The sequence below is a fragment of the Leptospira semungkisensis genome (assembly GCF_004770055.1).
GTDB lineage: Bacteria > Spirochaetota > Leptospiria > Leptospirales > Leptospiraceae > Leptospira_B > Leptospira_B semungkisensis.
Map to the genome: position 1 here is coordinate 349,169 of NZ_RQEP01000010.1, position 23,914 is coordinate 373,082.

Below are 23,914 nucleotides of genomic sequence, written 5' to 3' on the forward strand. Positions count from 1 at the left end.
AAATATATTATACATATAACTTTGGTCAATAGCATTTCATATAGAAGGATCAAATATCTGCGGATTCTTCTTAGGAGAATTACTTTGAGTTCCAAAAACCCAATCTTAGAAGCGCTTGGCCTAAAAGGTCCGCTCATTCTCTCACCTCTTGCTGGTGGTCCTTCCACTCCTGAATTAATTGCTGCAGTTTCGAATGCAGGAGGACTCGGCTCACTTGGTCTTGCCTACGAGACTCCGGAGCAGATCCATACAATCATACAAAAGACAAGGACCTTAACCTCTAAGCCGATTGCAGTTAATCTTTTCGTGCCTTCAGAAGATCCAGCTCTAACATCCGAGCAAATAAACTCGGCACATGACGCCACAAAAAAGTATAGAGAAGAACTTGGGATCCCTTCTCCGAAAGTAGAGCCTCCTTATAGCATAAATTTCGATAAACAATTTGAAGCAATGCTACAAGAGAAGCCTGCTGTTTTCAGTTTCACCTTCGGACTTTTGGATCGTTCTTATATCAACGAATGCAAGAAGAACCATATCATAACGTGCGGAACAGCTACGACCTTAGAAGAAGGCATCTTAGCCGAAGAAAGAGGAGTAGACTGGCTTGTGGCACAAGGAATAGAAGCGGGAGGACATAGAGGGATTTTTTCAGCAAAAACAGAAGACTCTATGATCGGTCTTTTTCCGCTCGTACGATTCCTTGCCACCAATCTCAAGATCCCAGTGATTGCGGCAGGCGGGATCATGGACGGTGCTGGGATCGCAGCAGCACTTCGGCTTGGAGCAAAGGCCGCACAACTTGGAACAGCATTCCTTCTTTGCGAAGAGGCAGGAACTTCCAAGCCATACCGAAAAGCTTTATTAGATAAAGGGAATTTACATACTAAGACTACCAGAGTATTCTCTGGCCGCATCGCAAGAGGCTTAGAGAATCGATTCATGAAAGAAATGGAAGAAAGACAAGGATCCATACTTCCATTTCCGGCCCAGAATTCATTTACTCGAGATATTCGTAGAAAATCTGCAGAACTAGGAATGTCGGACTTTCTCTCTCTTTGGGCAGGACAAGGAGTCGCTCAGATCAGACAAATGAATGCGGGAGAACTTGTTTCGGTATTATTCGATGAACTGAATGCAGCAATGAAAGAGTAAAGGGAAACAAATCCTTTTCGAGACACTAAATCGGATCCATCAAACCTTCGATCTTGCCCAAAGAAAGATCAATTCTTACGACCTACGAATCGTATCACTGAACCTTTTCCTACGTGATATAATCCTTCGCTCAATTCAATCTCTCTTTCAACCAACTCGATAATCTCGTAATTAGGAAAATCAGCCTGGATCTCTTCGGTAGAGAATAGCATCGGAAGTTCGCGAGGTCCGCCGACCCTTTCATCCTTCATTACATATTCCAAATGCTTCTTGCTAAATGCCTCAAATAAGATCATTCCGCCTTTGCGTAAAAATCCGTTCAAGGTCTTGTGGTATGAGGATTTGATCTCTGCGGGAAAATGAGCATAGATCAATGCAATCGCATCAAATTGTTCAGACTTAAAATTCAGAGTCTGCAGTTCTCCAACCTGATAATCTATGCGCACTTGATTCTTTTCGGCAAGCCGCATTGCCTTTTTCTTACCCTCGATACTGATATCAAAGGCGAACGCATCCCATCCTAGTTTAGCAGCAAAGATTGCGTTCCTTCCTTCTCCCTCAGCTGGAAAAAGTATCTTTCCTGGTTTAAGCTTTTCTAATTGCTCTTTTAAGAAAAGATTAGGCTCTTCTCCGAAGGCAAATTCTTCTTTGCTATATCTTTCATTCCATCTGTTCAGCCAAGCGTCGTCCATTGTTTCCTCTTGCGGAGATCGAGTTACAAATTTACTCTGTGTCTTTGCAAAATCAATTTGAAAAATTCAATCTTCTATCTTCAGCTTCCCATCCTTTACGGTTTCGCGTATTGCGCGGAAAGTTTCGTCATACTGGTTTTGGATATTCCAAACTACAAAGCCATTGCTTTCGCTATCCACACTTGCCTCGATCTGTGCCTTGATATAATCTTTGAGAGATTTACCGGAAGGTTTTATGGACATGGTAAATCCCTGGATCCAGCCTACGACTCGCGTAGTAGATAAGGATCTTTTCTTTGTATTAGACAACCCATCGTAAATAGTCTGGTACGGATTTGCGATCCTAGATGGTTGTCCATAAAAATGGGAAGGATAGAGCATCGGATAAATCACATCGATTGACTGCGCGAAGTTTTCGATCTTTTGTCCGATCTGGTCGTCTTTATTGAATGGAATTCTTCCGAATATATCCGCGCCTAAATAAGGCAACTTCTCGCATTGATTTGCTTCGGTTCGGATCTTATCGATCACATTCAGTATGTTCTTATATTTTTGCTTGAGAGGAAGCTTGATATCCGTAATGTCCGCATAACGTATATAATCTAATTGGATTTCAGGAAATCCGGAAACGCAGGCTTTTCTCACATAGTTCAGGATAGAATTCATTCTCTCTTCAGAGGGAAGTTCGGTTTTCAATCCTCCTTCGAAGTTCACCAATCTTCCTACAGGATAAAATCCAAGCTCCTTGATCCTATTGACTTCTGCAGAAGGAAGAGTTACCGGTTGCAAATCGATAACGAGTACATTAATCCCCGCATCGGATGCATCTTGTAAGAGTGCCTTCCACTTTTTTCCGGACTTATCAGCGATAACTGAATTATTTACATACAATCCTCTATAAAACTTGGGAGGAAGAGGACCTGCCGTTTGATTTCCAGTTCTTGGTCGAAGCCTTTGCACTTTTGGAAGAGGAACTTCCTTTTCTTTGGGAGCTTCTTCTGTCACTTTGCGAGACGCTAATTTTGGTTCCTTCTTCTCTTTCTCCTTGATAGAAACGGCACGAGGGGAGAGTCTTTCTTCCCGGATCGGATCGTTTGGAGGCACTTCCCTTTTTCGAGAATTCTCCGGGAAAGGGATGGTGAATTCGGCACAAACAGGAAAGGCGATCACTATGAGTATGGGCAGAAGGGAAAACGGTTTACGCATTGTCTTTCTCCAAGTCTACTTATAATATCGAATCGAACGGTTCAGTTCTTGTCCTCTTTGTAAGACTTCCTATAAAAAACAGGAGTGGAAAATGAAGCTTGGTTACGCTTACGACGACACCTTTCTTTTGCATGATACCGGATCCTTTCATCCGGAATCTCCTCAAAGATTGGAGTCTATCCTAAATCGATTGAATCAAGCCTCTTACTTCAAGGATCTGCATTGGATCAAACCGCCTTCCCTTCCTATCGAATTAATAGAACCGGCTCATAGCAGAAGGCATCTAGAAAGATTTCTAAGTATCCAAGGCAAAAGAGGAGGCTTCGACGGAGACACTCCCTTTTCAGAATCGAGTTTCGATGCGGCTCTGCTTGCCGCCGGCAGCGGTGTGGAACTTGCAAAAAAAATGATATTAGGAGAACTGGACAGAGGACTCGCTCTAGTTCGTCCTCCCGGCCATCATGCGGAAACAGGCAAGGCAATGGGATTTTGTTTGTTGAACAATATTGCGATCACAGCGCATTACCTTCTAAACCAAGGCGCGCAAAGAATCTATATCTTAGATTGGGATGTGCATCATGGCAACGGGACTCAGGAAATCTTTTACGATTCCGATCGGGTCTTCTTCACTTCTCTTCATCAGTATCCATATTATCCAGGCTCAGGCTCTTATTCCGAAACGGGTCGAGGCAAAGGAGAAGGTTATACGATGAACATTCCTCTAGCTATGGGCTCCGGCGATAAAGAATATCTGCATTTTTTTCAAGAGAAGATTTTACCTTCCATTCTGGAATTCTCCCCAGATTATCTTTTGATCTCCGCAGGTTTCGATGCTCACAAAAGAGATCCTCTTGCAGGAATGAATCTGAGTACGAATGCCTTTGCCGAATTCACTCGCTTGGTTCTTTCTGCATGCAAGCAGACTGATTCCAAGATCATTTCCTTCTTAGAGGGCGGCTATGACCTGGACGCATTGGCAGATAGTGTAGAGGCACATGTCGCTGTGCTCGCTGGATAATTCCAAAATCTCGCAAAAAATTGCCTTATATAAACTTGGTTGGCCGATACTCAAACTATGCAGGACTTCTCTCCACAAACCGATCTCGCCCTGCGATTCAGAAACTATGTGATTCTTTTGGACCGCCTAGTCCGGGAAGTGGAAGAAGAACTCCAACAAAACCAGTCCATTCGCAATGAATGGTCCGAATGGCATTCGAACTGGAAACGAGCCTGGCTTTCTCCCGGAAACGGCTCTCAATCTAATCCTCTAAAAGAACGATTTTCCGTAAAACGCAGGCTGGGTGGCGGAATCTAAATTCCGCTAGATTTTAAGGTTTGCCTGACCCTTCCCCCCTCGATTCAGCCTTCAAAAATAGGTTGAAATTATGTCTCTAAACCAATTCAATCGACCCAGAGGCTTAGAATGGGGAGACGTACGCGAACAAAACTCTTTCTTTGCCTTTTACTCTTGGGCATCCTTGCCCAGTCCGCCTCCTCTGAGCCACTTCCCAACTTCGGCCTGAAAGAAAAGGAGGCGAGAACCTTCTTCAAACGCGGGCTTGCCTATTATAATAAAGGGGAATTCGCTGCGGCCAGGGAAAATTTCCTGCGTTCCCTTTCTATCAAACCGGATTTTGTTCATCCAAAGTTCTTTCTTTCAGAGACTTACTATCTCAGCGGTGATTGGCAAGAAAGCCTAACCGAGTTGGAACAATTAGAATCTTCTAATAAACTAAATTTGATCCGAAAAAATCGCCTCGATGCACTCAGATATCGTTTAGGTGGCGGAAACAGAAAAGAAGCATTAGAATATTATAAATCGATTTTAGGCGACGACCTTCGTCGTTTTAGATTTCGCAATCCGGCGGATCTCGCAGTGGACGAAGAAGGCTACCTTTATGTAGTGAGCTTCGATACCGCAAACGTAGTTAAGTTCGACGCGAACGGCTTTCCAGTCGAAAATTTCAAAGGTGGAATCGGAAGGAATATGGAAGGTCCTGTCGGAATTTCCGTCAGAGGCAAATCGATCTTTATCGCGGACTACGCTGGAGATAAGATCTATGAATTCGACACTAAAGGCACATTCATCAATCGATTCGGATCCACTGGCAAGGAGCCTGGACAATTTCATGGACCTTCCGGTCTCTATTTCACGAAAGAAGGATTCTTATATGTCTCCGACATGGGAAATAATAGGATCCAGAAGCTTTCGAGAGAAGGAGAACTACTCCAAGAAATCGGCGTCGGAGTTTTAAAGCAACCTGCTGGAATTAAGGTAAATAATCGCGGAGAAATCTATGTTGCCGATAGAGGAAATCATAGACTCGTCGTATTCGATAGCGAAGGAAATTATCTGAAGGAAATTACTAATTCTTCTTTTAAGAAACCTAGAAATATTTCGATCCGTGAGAATAAGATCTTTGTCGCGGATGAAGCTGCAGGACTATTCGCGTATGACTCCATCGCAAAGACCTGGTCCTCTTTTGAGAATTTTAGAGACTCCAAAAATACTGTCCGCAATTTCGACCAATCCTTTTCAGTAGCATTCGATTATACAGGCTCCATGTTTGTTGCCGATTTCAATCGTCATAGAATAGAAGCATTCGCTCCTAAAGGACAATTGTCTTCCAACTTAGATCTAATCGTAGAAAGAGTGATCCATTCCGATTATCCTGATATTTCCTTGGTAGTTCATGCGAAAGATAGGCACGGTGTTCCGGTTAAGGCCATTCCCCGAAATTCATTCAGAGTGTATGAGATGGACAACCTCGCCCCTCTCATAGGACTCACTGATATGAAGAAGTTCAATAATCGGATCAGTGTATCTATCGTTGCAGAAAACTCCAGTCTGGTTTCGGAATCGTATCCTACAATAGAGAAGGCCCTAAAACCGTTTCTATCCGAGATCCGAGTAGACGATAAGATCCAATTGCTCCGTTCAGGAAGAGATACTCAAACTGCTTATCCTTTCGGAAAAAGCATGTATGATATACTGAAAGCGATCCGTTCCTTTGTTCCGGAAGAAGATTCTCAGATCGGAAAATCTCTACAAAAGGGCATAACGGATCTATTGGATAGCCTCGGACCAAGGGCGGTAATCGCAGTTGTTTCCGGCAAAGATTCCAAGGCAGCATTCACTCAGTTCTCCCCTACTAAGATCATTCGTTTCGCGGTCGCTCATGATATTCCCATCTACTTCTTATGCTTGGGAGAAAACGGAGAATCGGTTTCCGTCTACAAGGAGATCGCAGAAAAGACAGGAGGAAAATTCCTCACCATTCCCGCAGGAGGAACGGAAAAGAATCTAAGATCCTGGATCGATGCGAAAAAGGACAGAAGATACCTACTCTCCTTTAAGAGCAGGATCAATTCCGAGGGAGGAGATGTCTACGTTCCTGTAGTGGTCGAAGCAATATTCAGAAACTCTAATGGAAAGGCTGAGACCGGGTTCTTCTCTCCATGATTCGTTTTTACTCTACACCAAAAAGGACCTTTGCCTGGGTTTCAATCGCGCTTATTAGCATCGCATTGTCTTCTTCTTTATTCTCTAAGCAAACGATAGATTGGATCAAGGAAGGAGAAGCGGCCCTTTCTTCTCGAAACTATCCTTTGGCTTATGATTCCTTTCGAGAAGCGGTGAATCTAAATCCACTTTCGGTTCGTTCCCGTATGGGACTTTCCGAGGCCGCTTTAAAGTTGCATAAGGAAAAAGAAGCACTCCAGTCTCTGGACAAGGTTTTAGAGTTAGAGCCAAAGAATAAAAAGGCAATCAGAGAGAAGGCTTCTACACTTGCAAAACTGGGAAGATACGAAGAAGCATTTACTATTCTTAAGCCGTTTTTAGAAGAAGATAAATATGATATCGATCTTTTTCCGATCTATATAGAAGTGCAACTTGCTTCCGGCAAGATCCAAAAGGCGAGCTACGAATTCCATTCCGCATTTTCTCGCATTCCTAAGAATAAAGAAATTAGAATGTTAGAAGCGAAGGTTGCCGCTTTCGACGGAAATTTCTCCAAGGCAGCTGCACTTCGTAACCAACTCGAGTCTGAATCCTCCGACGACCCTGGCATCTTTTTAGAATCGGGAAAATTCCTACTCTTATGGGCGGAGAAATCCCAAGGAAACAAAAGGGATTCGAAGATAGCCGAAGCCGCAGAAAAATTCGAAAGATCCGTCTCCTTACATCCGAACGAAGAGGAATCTCTCAAACTACTTGCAAAAACTCGAGTATACTTTGGCCGCTATCCAGAGGCGGAAGAATATTTGAATCGACTTCTCGTTCTATTCCCCACATCCACAGAATATCTATATTTAAGATCTTACGCAAGATTAAGAAAGGATCCTGCTTCGCGAGAAGCGAGAGGCGATCTGGAAAAGCTGATCTCTTTGGATGATATAGATCCGATTGCGAGAAATAGAGCGGAATTATATTCTATAGAGAATCTTCCGGAAGGAAATTCTTTGCGCAGAACTCTGGGAGAATATAGACTACAAAGATTTAGATCGAATCGAAACAGCTTTCTCTACGATCTGGCTTGGTATCATTTGATCCGTGCGAAAGAGCTTCTTCCAAATCGTCCAGAGATCTTAGTTTTAACATTAGAAGAATATAAAAGAAGAGGAATGTTCCCGAACTACTTCAATCTTCTTCTGCAGCTGAGAGATAAATTTCCTGACAATAAGAAATACGGATACTCCGTCGAAAATAACTTGGATGGATTCAAAACTACTCTGAGTTATAGAGAAGGTCTCGTCAAGATCGGTGAGTTTGGCATCCAAGAAGATTACGGCAGAACTCCGCCTGAACTTTTAGTATTCGATCCAGAAGACGAAGAATTCCTTCCTAAGCATAGCGATACACCCGCATTAGTCGGTAAAATCATCCGTCATTTTCTAAGTATTGATCCAAGAATTCGGAATATTGATCCGGATCGCAAGATAGACTCTTTAGATATAGAGCCTTATTCCGGAGCCATTCATAAGACGGAAAAAAATTACTCCTCGATCAAGAACCAGAGAGGAGAAAGTATTCGTTTTGTTGCAAGTGGTAAGATCAGCTTTATAGGCGATACTCTTCGCATGGAATGGAGCCTAAGAGATCATAAGGAAGAAAAGATCCTCGGCAAGTTCAGGATCTATGCGAAAGGAAGAGATGCTCTCGCAGAAGCCGCGCTTAGGACCAGAGACAAACTCATTTCTCTCATTCCGTCCAGCGGAAAAGTGCATAGAGTAAAAGCGGACTCAGTGATCGTGAACGCAGGAACTGTAGATGGTCTCGTAAAAGGTACGACAGTCTATTTCTTCAACTCAGCAAACTTGATTGGGGAAGGCACCGTTACTGAAGCCGATCTTTATACTGCTAAGGTCACCCCTAAGAATACGGACTCTCTTCTTCGAAATATTGCCGTTGGCAACAAGGCGTATTGGAAGAAAACCGAAGCCCCTTCCAAGAATTGATCTTACGATAATTATCGGAATTTAAGTTCAGTACGGACTTTGTTTGACCCCGCCCTCTTGGGTGGGGGCTGGAGCGGAGCGGCGGAAATTTTCTCTTCCTCCTCATTTTCACAAATTGGCTGATTTCTCAACGTAATTTCTGCTCGAACTTCTCTGTGGGAACTCTTATCAATTTTCCGTTTTCTACTTGCCTTATCAATAACGATTTCTCATTATTGACAATATGTTCCCACAAAGAACCGAAAAGCTGAGAAGAAGGAATCTTACCGTTTCCCTGCTTGCCCTTTCCGTATTCTTGGGAGCCATTTTATTCACTAGCGGTCACACGCATTCATCTAAAGAATATTCCGAAAAAGGAATCTTCTCCAAACATTTAGCTCAGATCTCCGGGAATTGCTTCGCTTGCGATTACACTCATCTTTCTTCAGATCGAAATCCGGAACCTATTACTCACTCTTCTCCTGAGTTGTTTGAAGAAAGATCCAATGCATTCTATTTTTATAATATAGAAAATCCAAAATCCAAAGCCTCTTCAGAACGCGGCCCTCCTACCCTTTCCTAAAGAAAAAACCATACTCGATCTAAATCTGCAATGAGCCTTCTCATTCCGATCTTGGATCTGTCTCGTATGAGATCCTTTCCAGTTCAAAGAGGATTCTCTAATCGGCAAAAAGTTTTCTCAAAAGGAAAAAATGAAATCATTCTATAAATTTAATATAGCTGCGGCGCTTGTATCCGCATTTCTTCCCTGTTCGGAGATCTTCTCCTTGGATGTGAATCTAAGGGGAAGTGTCAAAGACGGAGAAGGAAAACCGGTCTCCGGAGCAAGACTGTTCATCGTAGAGAATAAATTCACAGCAAGAGCAGGAAACGACGGCAGCTTCGAGTTCCAACACTTAGCTCCGGGACCATATACTGTAGTGGCGACCGCTCCGAATTTCCAACCTAAAACGGAAAGATTGGAACTGAAGGATGGAGACAAAAATCTGGATATCATCCTAAAACCTTCTCTATTAGAAGGAAATGCGATTAATATCACAGCCAAGTCTGCTGCTTCCGACTTTCTATCCACTCCTCAACCCACAACCGTTTTAGAAGGAAGACAACTAGAAAGACAGAAGGGACAGAATATCATGTCTGCTCTCGAGAATACTCCGGGAACCTCCACGATGACTACGGGTGCGGGAACTGCCAAGCCTGTGATCCGAGGCTTAACGGGTCAAAGAGTATTAGTCATGACGGATGGAGTCAGACAAGAAGAGCAACAGTTCGGAGACGATCATACTGTAGATCTAGATACGTTTAACGTTGATAAGATGGAAATTGTCAGAGGTCCAGCCTCCGTATTGTATGGTTCTGATGCATTAGGAGGTGTGATCAATGTCATTCGCACAAAAGCTCCGACGGCAAAAGACGGAGCCCCCGCTCTTGGAGGGACAATTTCTACCAATAGTTTTTCCAACAATAAGCAAGATGCTGGAGCGATCTCTCTCTTCGGGTATAATAAGGACTCGAATATAGGATACAGAGTTGAAACGGATGCAAGGAAGGCGGGAAGGATCACCACTCCGAACGGAACTCTTCCGAATACTGGACTCAAAGAGCGTAACGTGAATGCTTCTATTGGGACAGACGGTTCTTGGGGAAATTTTTACGTGGATTCCTTTCAAAGATACCAAGAACAGGATCTGTATGATAATCCGAATGAATCTCCTGGATCTACAGCCTACCAAGCAGTATTGCATCAAAAGACTCATGCTCATGCATTCTTCATTCTTCCCTTAGTAAATGTCGAATTGGATGCAGCGTATCAGAGAAACAATCGTAGAGAAATAGAAGATAAGAATAAACTTCTTCCAATCAAAGACACTTTGCTCGATCCAACTGCAGATACATATACAAAACTGGCCTCCGTGTACCAGGTAACCAAGTACGATTACAAACAAGGTTTGAATTTAAGTCTGGATACAACTACTGCGGACGTAAAAGTTCATCATAAGGAATGGAAGGGCTTAAAGGGAACTTTAGGTGTTTCCGGCATGCAACAAAAAAGTAATACGATTGGGACCGAGCCATTGATCCCTGGCTACAGCCTAAACAATATAGGATTCTTTCTCTTTGAAGAATGGAAGGTCGGAGACTTCTCCTTTTCAGCTGGTGCCCGTTCGGATAAAAGAAGCATGGATGTAAAGGCAAACTCCGATCTAGGGACGGCCCAACAGACCAGAAATTTTTCTGCGAGCACCGGAACTTTAGGAACGGTCTGGAGATTTGCAAAGGACTTTTCTTTAGCGGTAAACGCAGGAAAAGGATTCCGGGCCCCCACTCCTTTCGAATTATTCGCAGACGGAGTGCATGAAGGAAGCGGAAGATTCGAAATCGGAAAAACAGGACTTAGACCGGAAACTTCTCTCAATTATGATACTTCTTTACGTTTTGCTAATGATAGATTTCAAGCGGAGTTAAGCGTATTCAGGAACAAGATAGACAATTATATTTATTCGGTGAGTGCAGGTGCATTCGATCCGAATTCAGGACTTCCTATTTACCGGTATAGACAAGACGCGGCAACCCTGCAAGGAGGAGAATTCAGCTTTCAGGCCCAAGCTTCTTCTTGGCTCATCGTAACCGGAGGAATAGATATATTGAGGGCAACCATCCAAAAGAATATTCCACCTGAAGCATTCCTAAATCCTGCTGGAACGGATATAACATCCATTTATACCGATCTCAAAAATAAATATCTTCCTAGAATGACTCCGAACCGAGGAAGACTCGGCCTTCGATTCACTCGGAACCAGCTCTTCGGTATCAAAAATCCGTATTTTTCCGTAAATGGGACCTTTGTACAGGCTCAATACAAAGTAGATAAGTTGGAAACTCCCACCCACGGTTATAATCTCTATGATATAGGATTCGGAGGAGAGGTCCCAGGCCTTACAAATGGGAATGAATCTGCCACCTTCGATGTGGCTGTATTAAATATTTTTGATAAAGCTTACGTAAGCAATTTAAGCAGGTATAAGGACTATGCCTTGAACCCAGGCATGAATATAACCTTCAAGATGACCATTCCGTTCACCTTGATAGCGAATTGAGGAAAATTATGCATTTTAAATTTATAATATTATTCATCATTCCATTTTGGATCTGGTCCTGCGGCACGGATCCTGTGACTGAAAAGGAAAAGAAGGCATACCAACAACAATCCCTTCTTTCCATGGTGACGGATGGGAATGTAAGATCGGATTGCGTGTATTGCAGTAATACCCAAGCGTTTCAAGGAAGCTGTTCCTGCTACCAAGACATTCCTGTATTTTCTTGCGCGGGGATTCCTTCTGGAGGAGGAAAATCAAATTCCTATAAGATCTCTTGTTCCCAGCTAACTCAATTGGGAGTTTGGGCAAAGGTTTCGGCAAACGCGTATTCTTGCACCTATCTGACTTGTCCTCCGGACGCGTACAGAGCAGCATTTACGCAAGAAGGACAATAAGATCTTAATAAATCGGAAGTCCCGTATTGTAATCGATGGTTGTCCTTCTGTAAGAAGATTCCAGAAGATCCGAAGAGATCAGATAATCTGCGGACCTACGATTATTCGCGATAGGGATATTATATAAGACTGCAATCCGGAGCAATGCCTTCACATCCGGATCATGAGGCTGAGCAGTAAGCGGATCCCAAAAGAAGATCAAAACATCTATCTCTCCGTCTACGATCTTTCCTCCGATCTGCTGGTCTCCGCCGAGTGGTCCGGAAAGAAATCTATGCACAGGAAGACCAGTTCTTTCATGCACGATCTTTCCGGTAGTTCCGGTCCCATAGAGATGATGTTTCGCAAGAGCTTCTTTATGCAATTGCACCCATTCCACCAAATCCTCTTTCTTATTGTCGTGAGCGATTAAAACGATTCGTTTCGTTTTAGGGACTTCCGGGCTTTGCATGATCTGCTCCTACATCAAATTCCTTTGAGGCCTCTCTTTCTGAAACCATTTTTATGGTTTATCTGAGATCCACCATTCTAGAATCTAGTGTTGATGAAGCCCAAAGGGTCTTTCCATTTCTATAGAAGTGTTTTTGTCCTCTTCGTATTTCTAACCTTCTTCTTTACTTCTTTAATCTCTCAGGAAGATCCTCATGACAGACCTAAGAAACTCGAGGTCTTGATCCCTGAATCAGCAAAAGAAGGACCTTGGAGTGATAACCCTTTGGAGTTTAAGGACTTAGATCTTCTGGGAGATTTTTCCGAAGACAATTCCAAGCAATCCTTACAGCAAACCGAAGAATATTTGTCCAGAGCGATGGATGGATTCAAATTAGTTTCAGATAACGTAAAACATAAAAGAGAGAAGGAAGAGTCAAAGAACCCAGAATCAGAAAGATTCGAATGGCAGAGAAAGACCAGACTTGAAAATGCAGAACGAGTCTTTGCCAGAGAGATCACTAAGGCTAGATTAGAATCCATTCGACAACTTGCTCTTGCGATCAAAAATCTGGACAAGATCGCAAATCCTAGAATTAGAAAATCAGAATCTTTCTTAGAATTGAGAGCGGGTGTATATAGAGAATTTATAAAGCACCAATACGCTCTCCAAAACTTCAATCAGTCTGCCGAGTTCTTGGAGAAGTACATCTCCTTAGATCCCAAATTCAATGACGAAGCGGAACCTCATCGTATTCTTACTCATTGCTATGAAAGATTGTATTTGGGTGCCAAAAAATCGAAAAGCCCAGAAGGAATGGAATACTACCAGGCCAGAAAGAAGAAGCATGGGATCTTGTATGCGGAGAAAGCATACGGTAGGAATTCCTATGAATTCAAAAAGGTTTTGGAATTACTAGCTAAAGAATAGATCTAACAAGCTCGAGTAGTCTGTTAGATAAACGGAATAGTTGAAGGTTTGCAAACCAAACCCATCAAAGAAAGATTAGGTGCTTTCTGGAAGTCCTAGCTCTTTGCGAAGTCTCTTATTCTCTTCCACCAATTCTTTGATTTCCTGCTCGGTGTATTCGAATAGCTTTGTCTGAGCTTCTAAAATATTCTTCATCTCGATCTCTTCGATGCTGGAATATTCCAATGCTCTTTCAGTCGCCTTTCTAAGTTCAAGAGCATGTTTCAATTCCATGGTCTTAAGATTATCAATGATCTCTGAAACTTTCAGGCGCTCATGCAGCGTAAGCAATTCTTGGTTCTTGAGCTCGTTGACTCGATCAATCGCCTTATTGATATCTTCATTATTCTTCTTGATCTTGGCTTCGAATTCGAGAATTGCATGTAACGCAGCGTTTGCCTTCTGCGCATCCTTGTATTCTTTATTCGCAAGCTGGAAGACACCTTCAAAGAATCCGACATTAGCGAGACAGCTATTGCCTATCTCGTTAGCGACCATCTTGAAAAACTCGGTTTGAATGACCCTGTCCAATATAATCCGGAGAGTTCTAGCTTGTACCGGGTTCTCTAAAACTTCTGTTTTTCCTTTTGGGGAAAGTTTACTGTAAATCTCTTCCGCATCAGGGGAAGAGATAATGGTAAGGGCCACAAAAGGATGAAGTTCGAATCTCTTTAAGAAATCCTCTTTGATCTCGGACCATTCTTTCAGATGAGTATTGATATAAAATACGTTGATATCTTGAGGGTCCAGCTCTATGGATCTGTAATCCTTTAACTGAACCTTGCGTAACTCGATATTAATGCGGGGATGCTTCCATATATGAACGGGGAATTCAGCTCCAGAAGTGATATGCCAAATATTTGCGGTTTTCAAAGCCGACTTCCCCCTTACTCGACGCGGAAAGAAATGCGCCGAAAACTAAAGCCTGACCCCTTAGGACGGGAATCAGTTCTTATTAGTCCGATTTCTCCATAAGGATAATTTTTTGATTCCCTCTGTCAATTTCGTTTTTAGGGGCGAAATCGGGAGAAGGATGCGAGAGAAGAACGCCCCCACTGGAGAAAAAAACTTAGCCAGGGTCTGAAAGAAATTTACCACCGCCGGAGGGAATCGCATGTCCGTGCGCTTTAACATAACGACGGAACTCACCGCAGCGATCGCAATATTCCCCAACCATGGACCGAGCCATACCGGAACCTTGGAACTATCCGAAACATTGGACCCGAAGGTGAAAAGCGCCCAATAAAGAATGATCAAAACCACCGCCATGGTAAAGCTCATGCCCTTTCCGGATCTCTTTACGACCAGTCCCAGTGGTAAGGAGACTAAAGAAAAAATAATACAAGAAACTGGAATGGCAAATCGCCTTTGAATCTCCACATTGAACTGAGAGAGTCTTTTTTTCGCCTCGTTCAATAGAGTAGATAGCTGCATAACGACAGTGACTCTTTGAGTCTTCTCCGCGTCGGAAAGCTTAGGATCTGCGAGGGCAATTGCCAGATCCAATTGCAATTTTACTAATCTTTGTTTGAGATTCCCTTCTCCTTCTGTGGAGACCCCCATCTCTTTTAGGATTTCCAGACCTGGAATTTCCTCTAACTTTCCTTTTTCAATATTGTCCCGGATCTGGATAAGCGCAGGTAGAGTGAAGGAAGCTGGATCCACATCGATCTCTAAACTCTTCTTGTGATCTGATTTGGGAATATTATAGTCCATCTCCCCTTTTCTCAGGTCTCCGATCGAGAACTCGTGCTTTACTCGATCCCATTCCAGGATCCATGCGTCCTTTAATCGGATGGACTTTTCATAGTCTCCGCTCGAGGTCACTTTTTCGACTAACGTTCCCTTTCGAGCAGAAATGATCTGAGTGATATAAGATTCACCCAATTGGATCTGGCGATTCGCTCCTCCAATGGAAAGCATAAGAGGATCCTGGTTTTGGGGAATAAAAACTGACCACTCTCGGATCTGGACTCCGGAAAGTTCTCCGGTCTTCGCGTTCACACCCTCGGTGTACATCGCAATTGCCTTCTCCGAGCCTGCGTTCTGCACCTTGTCTCCAGCAAATTGTCCAGGAGTTAATGCGAGAAGAGGGTTATACGCCACGATCCATTTATTGAACTCGGTCATCTTTCTGGTATTGATAGGTGAAAGATAAAAGCAGAGATAACAGACGACTCCTGCTAAGAAGATTCCGAAAGAAATAAAAACCACATAGATACGAGAGAATCCAATTCCAGCCGAACGAATGGCTGTAATCTCCGAATCCCCAGACAATCGACCTGCTGCCATAAGACCACTCATCAAGCAAGCCATCGGCATCGTGGTAGGAAGAATATTCCCCAGTAAATAACCGAAATAATCGATGAGTCGGAACGGATCCACGCCCTTTCCCACAAAAAGCCCCACCATCTTCTGCAATGCGATCGCCATATACACTGTAGTAAAGAATAGAAGAGCAACGATGAATGGAGGAACGATCTCGGAGAGAATATAACGATCCAATATGGGAATGATTCTCCAAAAACGTTCTCTGTCCGTATGAACATAGAAACCTGGAGGAAGGTCCTCCACACTATGAACTCGTACGGAACGTAGATCTTTTCCTACTTCTACCTTTCCTTCGGCTTCTAAACCGAAGCCTGTGGTGTCCGCTTTATGGACTGTGGCGGAAGTTTTCTTACGAGGAGAAGAACTTCCTCCCGAGCGGGAGGAGACTTTTTTCACTCAGACCACCTCTCCTTTCAGAGTGGCGCTGGTAGCTGATTTGATTTTCACAGAGAGAGTGGTCCCGATCAAGGACTCTATATTTTTACCTTCGGGAATAGGAAAGACTGTCATTCTACCGCAGGTAGTACGACCGCTAGCTTCCTTAGATGATTTCTTAGAAATATTCTCGACCAATATGGAGAAGGTTTTTCCAATCCTGGATTGATTCTGTTCCAAAGAGATTGCAGTTTGCAAATCCACTAAGCGAGTGAGCCTTTCTCCTTTCACTTCTTCAGGAACATCGTCCGGATATCTTTTCTGAGCGATTGTACCTTCTCTCTCGGAATACTTGAACATGAATGCCATATCAAAGCCTACTTTGCGGACCATGTCCAAAGTATCTTCGAACTCTTCTTCTGTTTCTCCCGGAAATCCTACGATAATATCGGTGGTCAGTCCCACGTTAGGCACGATCGTCTTAATTCTTTGGACTACTTCCAAGAATTCTTCCTTGGAATAGTTTCTCTTCATGTCCGCGAGCACCTTTGTGTTTCCAGACTGAAGAGGAAGATGGATATTCGGACAGAATCTAGGATTCTCCGCCATCAATTCCAAGAGATGCAATGGAAAATCTTTCGGATGCGGAGAAGTGAAACGGATCCTTTCGATCTCTGTTTCTTCTAGAAGCATACGAACTAGTCCAGCGAAGTCTGTTCCTTCCGCTTGGTAAGAATTCACATTCTGTCCAAGAAGCGTGAGTTGCTTGATCCCTTGTGCGACCAGATCTTGGGTCTCTCTCACGATGGATTGAGGATCTCTGCTTCTTTCCCTTCCTCTCGTATAAGGAACCACGCAGAAGGTGCAGAAATTATTGCAACCTCTCATGATGGTCACGAATGCTTGGATCCCGTTAATGACCCTAGGTTCGATCTCGTCGTACGTTTCTATCTTAGAAAGACGGGTCAAGGAAACAGGCTGCTTGCCAGTGCGGATCTTTTGTATGAGTTCAGGAAGGGTCCTATAATTATCCGGACCAACCACCAGGTCCAAAGGAAGTTCTTGGTGAAACAAGTCGTCTCCCAAGTTTTGGGCCATGCAACCTAGAACGCCTATGACCAGATCCGGATTTCTTTTTTTAAGATAACCAAGGCTTTGGAGGCGCCCATAGATCTTAGCGTGAGCATTCTCACGGATCGCGCAGGTATTTAAAAAGATAACATCCGAATTTTCAGGATCGGTAACCGTCTCAAACTGAGCGCCTTGCATTAAACTGGACACGATCCCGGAATCGTATTCATTCATCTGGCAGCCATAAGTCTCTATATAGACCCTTCCTGCTTTTTTCTCTACTTCAAGCACGCTCATAAGACGAGTTTTCGGCGGGGAAAGACCCTGTCAACCCGCTCGAAAGCCTAAAAAAACGTTTCCTTCTCCGCAAGCTTAGGGAGATAATCGGAATTTCTCGCTTGGAAACGATGAATCGATCAGCTACAGGAATCAGCCGTAAGACGGATTATTACGGAGTCTTAGGATTGCCTAGAGACGCTTCCTTTGAATCCGTAGAAGAAGCTTTCAAGCTCTATATTGAAAGAGTAAAAGAGCATTCTTGGGTTCCGTGGAAGGATTCTGAATTGAGAGAAGGAGCCGAGGCCTATTACCATCTTTCTGATCCTGTCAGGCGCAAACGTTACGACGCATCCCTGGACTATGAGTTGGTGCTCCCTGATCCAGAAGGAGTTCCTGCAGAATTCGAACAGTACTTCGAAATCCAAAAGATCTCTACCCCTAAAGAATACGAAAGACTGTACAAACAATTCTTAATGTTAAAGCATGAGAGAGAAGATAAGCTTTGGACCTTTAGAGCCACTATCTACTTCATACTCACCTGCTTTTCCATCCTTGTGATCTCTTCCTTAGTTTTTGTAGTCTTGCAGAAAAACAGTTGGCTCCCCGCATCCATAGACCTTTTCTATCGTAGATGGGGACTCTTAGTCTCCGCAGGCTTCATGGGAACGGGCTATCTTCTATTTAGGATCTCCTATTTAGAAAGAACCCTTCGCATAAGAGAGAAAAAAAGAGAAACCGAACTGAATGAAGAAGATCCCTAAATCAGATCCCAAGGCGCTTACAGAAGACGAGATAGAATATTACTATTCTCTTTTGCAAGAAGAAGTCACCGAATACAATTGCGGAAGCCTTTGTGCTCCTTCTAACGGAGGGATTCCTGTCTGCTGTCAAGCGGACAATGCATTGCCTGCTCTATACAAATCCGAATACGAAATGCTTTCGAAGAGAACCGATCTTTGGAAGGCATATATTCCCATGACAAGAGAGGAGAAGAAAGATTTCGCAGAATACGATCACAGAAAGATTACGTTTTGCGAATGTAAGGGAGTCGCACATTGCGAACGGGAAAATCGCTCTATTAGTTGCAGGACTTTTCCTCTGGAACCGTATTTGGATACGAGAGGAGTTTTAGTAGGATTAGTGTTCATGCATGAATTCATCAAAAAATGTCCTCTTACTGCTCTTTCGCAAGACATACGCCAAGAATTCATAGACAATCATTTTCTATTTTGGGAAAAACTACTGTTCCGAGTAGAATCAGAGTACGAAGTTTATACAGACTCTAGCAAGGCGTATAGAAGAAGACGCAAACGCACAGGTGTTGATTTTCCGATTCTATATCCGAGCCACTTGAAAGGAAAAGAGTATTTAGAAAAATACGTTTGATAAGCGAATAGAATCGGGACTAGGACAAGCCGACTATCTACAAAACGTAATAAACTTAATTTTCGAGTCTAATACTCGAAGAAAAACCGATACGTATAAAATTCCAGATCCAGTATCTGCACTTCTAAAGTGTTTCTTCCTTCTCTAAAACAAGAATTTTTAAATGTCGCCAGAATATTTCTGGATTCTTCTTCATACGCGCTTTGATCCTTACTCACCAACGGAGAAGAGCTTTTGGAATGTTCTTGTTTGTATTTGGAGACTCTGTCCTTATCTCCTCCGAATTGGGTCGGAAACACATAGTATGTATAAGGATATTCTAATTTATCGTTCGCATCGCATTGTTCCAGGCGAACTCCGATCTCTCCTACCTTGTCGATAGGCCTTTCCAAATAGTTGGATCGGATCTGGATGAGAAATACTCTCTTATCTCCCGGCTTCCAACCCAAGGCAGGATCGAGGATACTCTTCTTCTCTTTTCCGGGAATGCTATTATTGTTGGGATCTTCTAAGACCTGCTTCAGTCTTTCTCCACGGATCTCCCATGCCTTTACTTCGAAAGCGGCATGTCTAAGTTCAAATGGTTCGGGTGTGCCTTGTTTTTTATCCCAAGAGGAAACCCCAGTGCGGACAAACGCTTGGTTCGGCCCGAATCTACAGGACAGAAGAAAGAGTAGAAGGACTAAAATAGATCTGATCAGTGCGCAACCTTTATCAGAAGGATCTCTCTCATCGCCTTCTCCATTTCTAACTTCACTTCTATCGTTTTTTCGAATACATACGCATCGAATAAAGATGGCAGACATTCAGGATCTCCGATCACTCTCACTGTATCAACAGCCTGTAAACGAAGAGCCAAATTCTCCTTCTTATTATTGCTAGCATAAGAGATCAGTGCCGGCACGGAAGTCTTGTCCTTTAGTTCGCCAAGGGCTCTCAATACGGAAAGCTTGACTTCGTTTACTTTTTCTTTCTCGAAGATTCGTTTGAGCTCACTTGTTCCAGGATTAAAACCTAATTTTCCCATGGCCTCCGCAGATCTAGAACGAAGTCCTGGATCCTTGTCTCCATCCAGAACAGTGAGAAGTCCTTGGCCTCCCCCGTGCGCTCCTAATTCCAAGAGAAGATCGATAAGTCTCGCTTTTAGACCAGGAACAGTCTCCTTTGCCAATTGCTCAGAAACTGCCTTGGCACCTTGCTTATCTCCAAGAGAGAAAAGAGCCTCTGTGCTTATCTTTCTTAGATCCGGATTCGATTCAGTAATTCCCTTATAGAATAAGCTAATGTATTGCCTGCTCTTTCTATTCTTTAAGATCTCCATTCCGTGGATCCGAACATCTTCATCAGGATCGGAGGTAGCCATCTTCTGGATCTGGCCACGATTATCAGGAATATTATTTTTATTTAATACAAGAAAAAATTTTCTACGGAGTGCCGGACTATCGTCCGCAGAGAATTTGTTGATCAGGTTCTGGACTCTCTCGTCCTTGATCCAGATAGAAGCCTCTAAAAAATATTCTCTGTATACAGGATTGGTAGAAATTGCCAGATCCAAAACATGGGGCATCGCTCTGTCATCTTTAATTGCCTGCACGTATCTATATGCGAATTGCCTGACTTCAAAATCAGTATGAGTGAGACCCGCTATGACTGCATAAATAAGTCTCTTTTCCTTTCTCTTGTCCGCAAGCTCTAAGACCCTTCTTTGTATCTCTACATTCTTCGTATTTTTAAATGTAGAATCCAATTCCTGAGCCCAGGTAGGAGCCAAAGAGTCCAGATCTTCCAATTCAGAGTATAAGGATAAGATCGCGAAGATACTATCTTCTCTTGCTTCAAGATCGGAAGCAATCTTAGGAAGTTCTTTTACAAGATCCAATCGGCTCTTGGATCTGATCTCAGAGATGCTTCTCGCTTGGGAACGACCTTTAGAAAGAACTGCTTCCTTAAAAACGTCTTTCTGCTCTTCTGCAAAAACGCTTTGGCAGAAAATAGAAACAACGAATAAGAGAATGCAAAAGAATAGGTTTCTTTTCAGAAAAGACCGTCCCTCTTGGAGGAATCCTCCAGTGCAGCGGAAGCAGCACGTTTATTATCGTAAGCTTCCGTATTTGAGGGATCTAAGTCTATTGCATTTTGGAAGGATCGGACTGCCTTTTTGAACTCTCCATTCTTATAAAAGGCCACTCCCAGATAATTGTAGGCGGTAGAGGCAGTCTTAGGTTTTACTTCCGATCGAACGATAGCAGTCAATTCCTCGATTGCCTTCTCTCTATCTAAGACTGAATTCGAATCCAATAGGATCTTGGAGAGTACCAATCTCCCTTCATAGTCTTCTGGATCCATGTGAGCAGAACGATACGCTTCATCCTTAGCTCTGTTCTTTAGATCCGGGTCCTTGGATTTATTATATAGAAGAGCTAACTTCTTATGAGCCTGCTTGATCTCTCCCGAGTTACGGGATTGGTTCAATACTTGAAGAAGTATCTTCTCCGCGCTTGAAGATTCACCGCTTCCCATATATGCTTCTGCAAGCTTGAGAGCGACCTTATAGTAATCGTTCTTTTGTTTAAATAGAATCGTATATTCTTCGATGGCTTCTCTGTAGAATTTATTCTCCAGATAATAATCTCCCAAAGCTTCCTTAGATTTGAGATCATTCGGATCCAAATACGATGCCTTGCGGAAATTCTCGATCGCTTGTGTTCCATTGCCTGTATGCTTATACACCAAGCCTATATTATAATATGCCTTTGCATTCTTTGGATTTAGATCCAAGACTCGATTCAGATATGTGATAGCTTCTCCATATCTTTCCATCTGGTCCAGGACCACACCTAGATTCAATAATGCCGTCTCAGTAAAACTGTCTCCAGGAGTGGAGTCCACAATCCTTCTATAGGTTTCTTCCGCAGCGAGAAGATCACCTCGATTATAATAGGTTTCCGCAAGCTGAAAGAGAAGATCCAAATTATTCGGATTGTATTTTAAACCTTTCTGAAGAGCATCAATGGACTGCTCTCCTTGGTTGAGCTGCTCGAAACCTTCTGCAATGGACCTGAATAATTCCGGATCGTTCGCACCTGTTTGTTTTGCAAGCTCCAGGTATTTTAAGGATTCTTCAATCTTACCGTTCTTCTTCAAAACGATAGAAAGATTGTAAAGAGCCTTTGCGTCATTCGGAGAAAGCACTGCCGCTTCTCTGAAATAATGTTCAGAGGCAACGTAATCCCCTCGATTGTAGGCTATATTCCCCAAATAAGAATTAGAAAGAGCCGCGAGCTTTCCTCCACGAGCACGAAGAACGACTAACTTGAACTGCTCTTCTGCCTGAGGGATCTCTCCTTTCTTAAAATAACTTACAGCAAGATTGTATGTGAGATATGGATCGTCAGGTGCAGAAGTCAATCCTTGCTTGTATGCATCGATCGCAGCGTCAGGATCATTGATCTCATTAAAAAGATTTCCTACCATCAGAGAAATCTTTGGATCGTCGGGAGCTATCTCTTTTGCCTTCATCGCAGTGCTTCGAGCGTCGGAGAATTGATTATTATGTTTATAAGCTAAAGTTAAATTATAATAAGCGTATACGTTTTTGGGATCTCTAAGAATGGCCTTCTGCAAAGCGTCTATCGCTTGGGGAAATCTACCTGACTGATCGTAGATGACTCCCAGAACCGTAAGGGCTAGTGACTTTTCCTGGTCTGTGGCGGGTCCGGTTAGAAATTCGGAACAATAATCGAATGCCTGCTTTGTATAATTCTCCTTAAACAAATTCACGCATTTGGTAAGAAGAGGATTGTTCGTGCCGTTCGGAAGATAATGCCTTTCTAATTCGCGACTGATATCGCCTTTAGGCATAAGAGGAACCTTTCCTCCGGAATATTCCCCCGAGAAATCAGGACTCTTACTCTTGTTGTAAAAATACCAGATGCCGAAGCCTAAAAGTAGAAGAAGAACCGTAATGACGATTCCCCAGACAAGGGCCAGCGGATTATAATTTCTTTTAGAGCGAAACTCTTCCGGTTCGTCTCCGTGATAATAAGAAGGTTTAGGTTCTTCCGTCTCCAGGAAGATTCGGTTCTTGCGGATCGGGTTTTCCATGTCGGTTCGTCTCGTACTGAAGCACTGAATCTAGAACCCCGTTTATGAACGGAACCGAATTCTCACTTTCGAACTCCTTGGTCAACTCGACTGCCTCGTCGATCGTGACCCTGGGAGGAATTTCCTTAGAGTGCAATAACCCGTAGATGGACAAACGAAGAATGCATTTGTTCACCGGGGATATCCGGGAGAAATCCCAGTTCCTCGAGTACTTCTTGATAAGAGTATCGATTGTCTCCGCGTTTTTCACAACCCCATTTATAATGGAAATGGCGAAATCCCTTTCCTCAGTTTCGATTTTTTTGTCGTACCAACGGAACTTAAGTACGTCTGAGAGAGCCGGATTCACCAACTCCAACTGATATAATGCCATGAGGGCGATTTCACGGGACTTCCTTCTGGAAGAAGAAGACATAGACTAGAGAAGAGTAAGCAAATTCGCCATTTCAACAGCGGTCAAAGCGGATTCGTATCCCTTATTCCCAGCCTTGGTTCCGGCTCTTTCGATTGCTTGTTCGATTGTGTCCGTGGTCAGAACTCCGAAGATTACGGGAACGGAATATTGCACTCCGATGGAACCCACCTTTGCAGACTCTCCCGCTACGAAATCAAAATGAGCAGTGGCTCCTCTGATCACAGCACCTAGGCAAATGATAGAATCGAATTTTTTACTGGCTGCTGCCTTAGATACTACTACTGGAAGTTCGTAGGCTCCGGGAATGCGGACTACAGTGATATCCTTATCTTCCACGCCGGTCGCATAAAGACCGTCTAGGGCGCCTTTTAATAGGCTTTCTACTATAAATTCATTAAAACGAGAAACGACAATGCAATGCTTTTGTCCCTTTCCGTCCAGCTTGGCTTTCAACTCTTGAGGCATCTGTTTCCTTGTTGCTTCTAATATCGAGAAAACACAAGTTACCCTGAGTGGCAACCGTAAAAGAAGCACACCTGCCCAAAATCTGC

General features: G+C 43.3%; 22 protein-coding genes. 11 read left to right on the top strand and 11 right to left on the bottom strand.

Annotated features, from left to right (window positions below; translation table 11 throughout):
- Nucleotides 1-84 precede the first annotated feature (84 nt).
- Nucleotides 85-1,152 carry an NAD(P)H-dependent flavin oxidoreductase gene (locus EHO59_RS09220; RefSeq protein ID WP_135587159.1) on the top strand — a complete coding sequence of 356 codons (1,068 nt, stop codon included), beginning with the start codon at nt 85-87 and terminating at the stop codon, nt 1,150-1,152.
- A gap of 68 nt (nt 1,153-1,220) precedes the next feature.
- On the opposite strand, the gene EHO59_RS09225 is transcribed toward EHO59_RS09220, so the two are convergent.
- Nucleotides 1,221-1,844 (bottom strand): class I SAM-dependent methyltransferase, encoded by a 624-nt coding sequence (locus EHO59_RS09225; RefSeq protein ID WP_135587161.1) that lies wholly within the window; start codon nt 1,842-1,844, stop codon nt 1,221-1,223.
- Nucleotides 1,845-1,910: 66 nt separating this feature from the next.
- Nucleotides 1,911-3,050 (bottom strand): putative glycoside hydrolase, encoded by a 1,140-nt coding sequence (locus tag EHO59_RS09230; protein ID WP_135587163.1) that lies wholly within the window; start codon nt 3,048-3,050, stop codon nt 1,911-1,913.
- A gap of 91 nt (nt 3,051-3,141) precedes the next feature.
- On the opposite strand from EHO59_RS09230, the gene EHO59_RS09235 reads away from it, so the two are divergent.
- The 7 genes from EHO59_RS09235 to EHO59_RS09265 all read left to right on the top strand — a co-directional run bounded on the left by EHO59_RS09235 (nt 3,142) and on the right by EHO59_RS09265 (nt 12,003).
- The gene (locus EHO59_RS09235) at nt 3,142-4,068 is read left to right on the top strand and encodes a histone deacetylase family protein (RefSeq protein WP_135587165.1); all 927 of its coding nucleotides are present in this window, start codon (nt 3,142-3,144) and stop codon (nt 4,066-4,068) included.
- A 57-nt stretch (nt 4,069-4,125) separates the two neighbouring features.
- A complete protein-coding gene (locus EHO59_RS09240; protein ID WP_135587167.1) occupies nt 4,126-4,365 on the top strand; it encodes a hypothetical protein in 240 nt (79 codons plus the stop codon).
- A gap of 108 nt (nt 4,366-4,473) precedes the next feature.
- A complete protein-coding gene (locus EHO59_RS09245) occupies nt 4,474-6,513 on the top strand; it encodes a 6-bladed beta-propeller (RefSeq protein ID WP_135587169.1) in 2,040 nt (679 codons plus the stop codon).
- On the top strand, nt 6,510-8,510 hold the full coding sequence (locus tag EHO59_RS09250; RefSeq protein WP_135587171.1) for a tetratricopeptide repeat protein: 2,001 nt from the start codon (nt 6,510-6,512) through the stop codon (nt 8,508-8,510). The genes EHO59_RS09245 and EHO59_RS09250 overlap by 4 nt, the downstream gene beginning before the upstream one ends.
- A gap of 223 nt (nt 8,511-8,733) precedes the next feature.
- Nucleotides 8,734-9,072 (top strand): hypothetical protein, encoded by a 339-nt coding sequence (locus tag EHO59_RS09255; RefSeq protein WP_135587173.1) that lies wholly within the window; start codon nt 8,734-8,736, stop codon nt 9,070-9,072.
- 130 nt (nt 9,073-9,202) lie between these two features.
- Nucleotides 9,203-11,608 carry a TonB-dependent receptor gene (locus tag EHO59_RS09260; RefSeq protein ID WP_135587175.1) on the top strand — a complete coding sequence of 802 codons (2,406 nt, stop codon included), beginning with the start codon at nt 9,203-9,205 and terminating at the stop codon, nt 11,606-11,608.
- Between the two features lie 8 nt (nt 11,609-11,616).
- Nucleotides 11,617-12,003, top strand: coding sequence for a hypothetical protein (locus tag EHO59_RS09265; RefSeq protein ID WP_135587177.1), 387 nt, complete (start codon nt 11,617-11,619; stop codon nt 12,001-12,003).
- Between the two features lie 4 nt (nt 12,004-12,007).
- Here EHO59_RS09265 and EHO59_RS09270 read toward each other — a convergent pair whose 3' ends face one another.
- The gene (locus EHO59_RS09270) at nt 12,008-12,454 is read right to left on the bottom strand and encodes a methylglyoxal synthase (RefSeq protein ID WP_135587179.1); all 447 of its coding nucleotides are present in this window, start codon (nt 12,452-12,454) and stop codon (nt 12,008-12,010) included.
- A gap of 93 nt (nt 12,455-12,547) precedes the next feature.
- Here EHO59_RS09270 and EHO59_RS09275 point away from each other — a divergent pair, with 93 nt between their 5' ends.
- A complete protein-coding gene (locus EHO59_RS09275; protein WP_135587181.1) occupies nt 12,548-13,363 on the top strand; it encodes an FcpA-related putative periplasmic flagellar protein in 816 nt (271 codons plus the stop codon).
- 75 nt (nt 13,364-13,438) lie between these two features.
- Here the strand turns inward: EHO59_RS09275 and EHO59_RS09280 are convergent, their stop codons facing one another.
- The 3 genes from EHO59_RS09280 to miaB form a co-directional block, all read right to left on the bottom strand.
- The gene (locus EHO59_RS09280; protein WP_135587183.1) at nt 13,439-14,275 is read right to left on the bottom strand and encodes a hypothetical protein; all 837 of its coding nucleotides are present in this window, start codon (nt 14,273-14,275) and stop codon (nt 13,439-13,441) included.
- Nucleotides 14,276-14,347: 72 nt separating this feature from the next.
- Nucleotides 14,348-16,129 (bottom strand): LptF/LptG family permease, encoded by a 1,782-nt coding sequence (locus EHO59_RS09285; RefSeq protein WP_135587186.1) that lies wholly within the window; start codon nt 16,127-16,129, stop codon nt 14,348-14,350.
- Nucleotides 16,130-17,476, bottom strand: a complete 1,347-nt coding sequence (miaB, locus tag EHO59_RS09290) for a tRNA (N6-isopentenyl adenosine(37)-C2)-methylthiotransferase MiaB (protein ID WP_135587188.1) — start codon at nt 17,474-17,476, stop codon at nt 16,130-16,132.
- Nucleotides 17,477-17,586: 110 nt separating this feature from the next.
- On the opposite strand from miaB, the gene EHO59_RS09295 reads away from it, so the two are divergent.
- On the top strand, nt 17,587-18,219 hold the full coding sequence (locus EHO59_RS09295) for a J domain-containing protein (RefSeq protein ID WP_135587190.1): 633 nt from the start codon (nt 17,587-17,589) through the stop codon (nt 18,217-18,219).
- Nucleotides 18,203-18,844, top strand: coding sequence for a hypothetical protein (locus EHO59_RS09300; protein ID WP_135587192.1), 642 nt, complete (start codon nt 18,203-18,205; stop codon nt 18,842-18,844). The genes EHO59_RS09295 and EHO59_RS09300 overlap by 17 nt, the downstream gene beginning before the upstream one ends.
- A gap of 68 nt (nt 18,845-18,912) precedes the next feature.
- Here EHO59_RS09300 and EHO59_RS09305 read toward each other — a convergent pair whose 3' ends face one another.
- From EHO59_RS09305 to ribH, 5 genes are read right to left on the bottom strand one after another with little or no spacing between them, the layout of a single operon-like run.
- The gene (locus EHO59_RS09305) at nt 18,913-19,650 is read right to left on the bottom strand and encodes a hypothetical protein (protein ID WP_246052782.1); all 738 of its coding nucleotides are present in this window, start codon (nt 19,648-19,650) and stop codon (nt 18,913-18,915) included.
- The gene (locus EHO59_RS09310) at nt 19,542-20,858 is read right to left on the bottom strand and encodes a HEAT repeat domain-containing protein (protein WP_425460224.1); all 1,317 of its coding nucleotides are present in this window, start codon (nt 20,856-20,858) and stop codon (nt 19,542-19,544) included. The genes EHO59_RS09305 and EHO59_RS09310 overlap by 109 nt, the downstream gene beginning before the upstream one ends.
- A 20-nt stretch (nt 20,859-20,878) precedes the next feature.
- Nucleotides 20,879-22,948 (bottom strand): tetratricopeptide repeat protein, encoded by a 2,070-nt coding sequence (locus tag EHO59_RS09315; RefSeq protein ID WP_167882091.1) that lies wholly within the window; start codon nt 22,946-22,948, stop codon nt 20,879-20,881.
- Nucleotides 22,896-23,363, bottom strand: coding sequence for a transcription antitermination factor NusB (gene nusB / locus EHO59_RS09320; RefSeq protein ID WP_135587196.1), 468 nt, complete (start codon nt 23,361-23,363; stop codon nt 22,896-22,898). The genes EHO59_RS09315 and nusB overlap by 53 nt, the downstream gene beginning before the upstream one ends.
- 3 nt (nt 23,364-23,366) lie before the next feature.
- A complete protein-coding gene (gene ribH, locus EHO59_RS09325) occupies nt 23,367-23,828 on the bottom strand; it encodes a 6,7-dimethyl-8-ribityllumazine synthase (RefSeq protein ID WP_135587198.1) in 462 nt (153 codons plus the stop codon).
- Between the last annotated feature and the right edge of the window lie 86 nt (nt 23,829-23,914).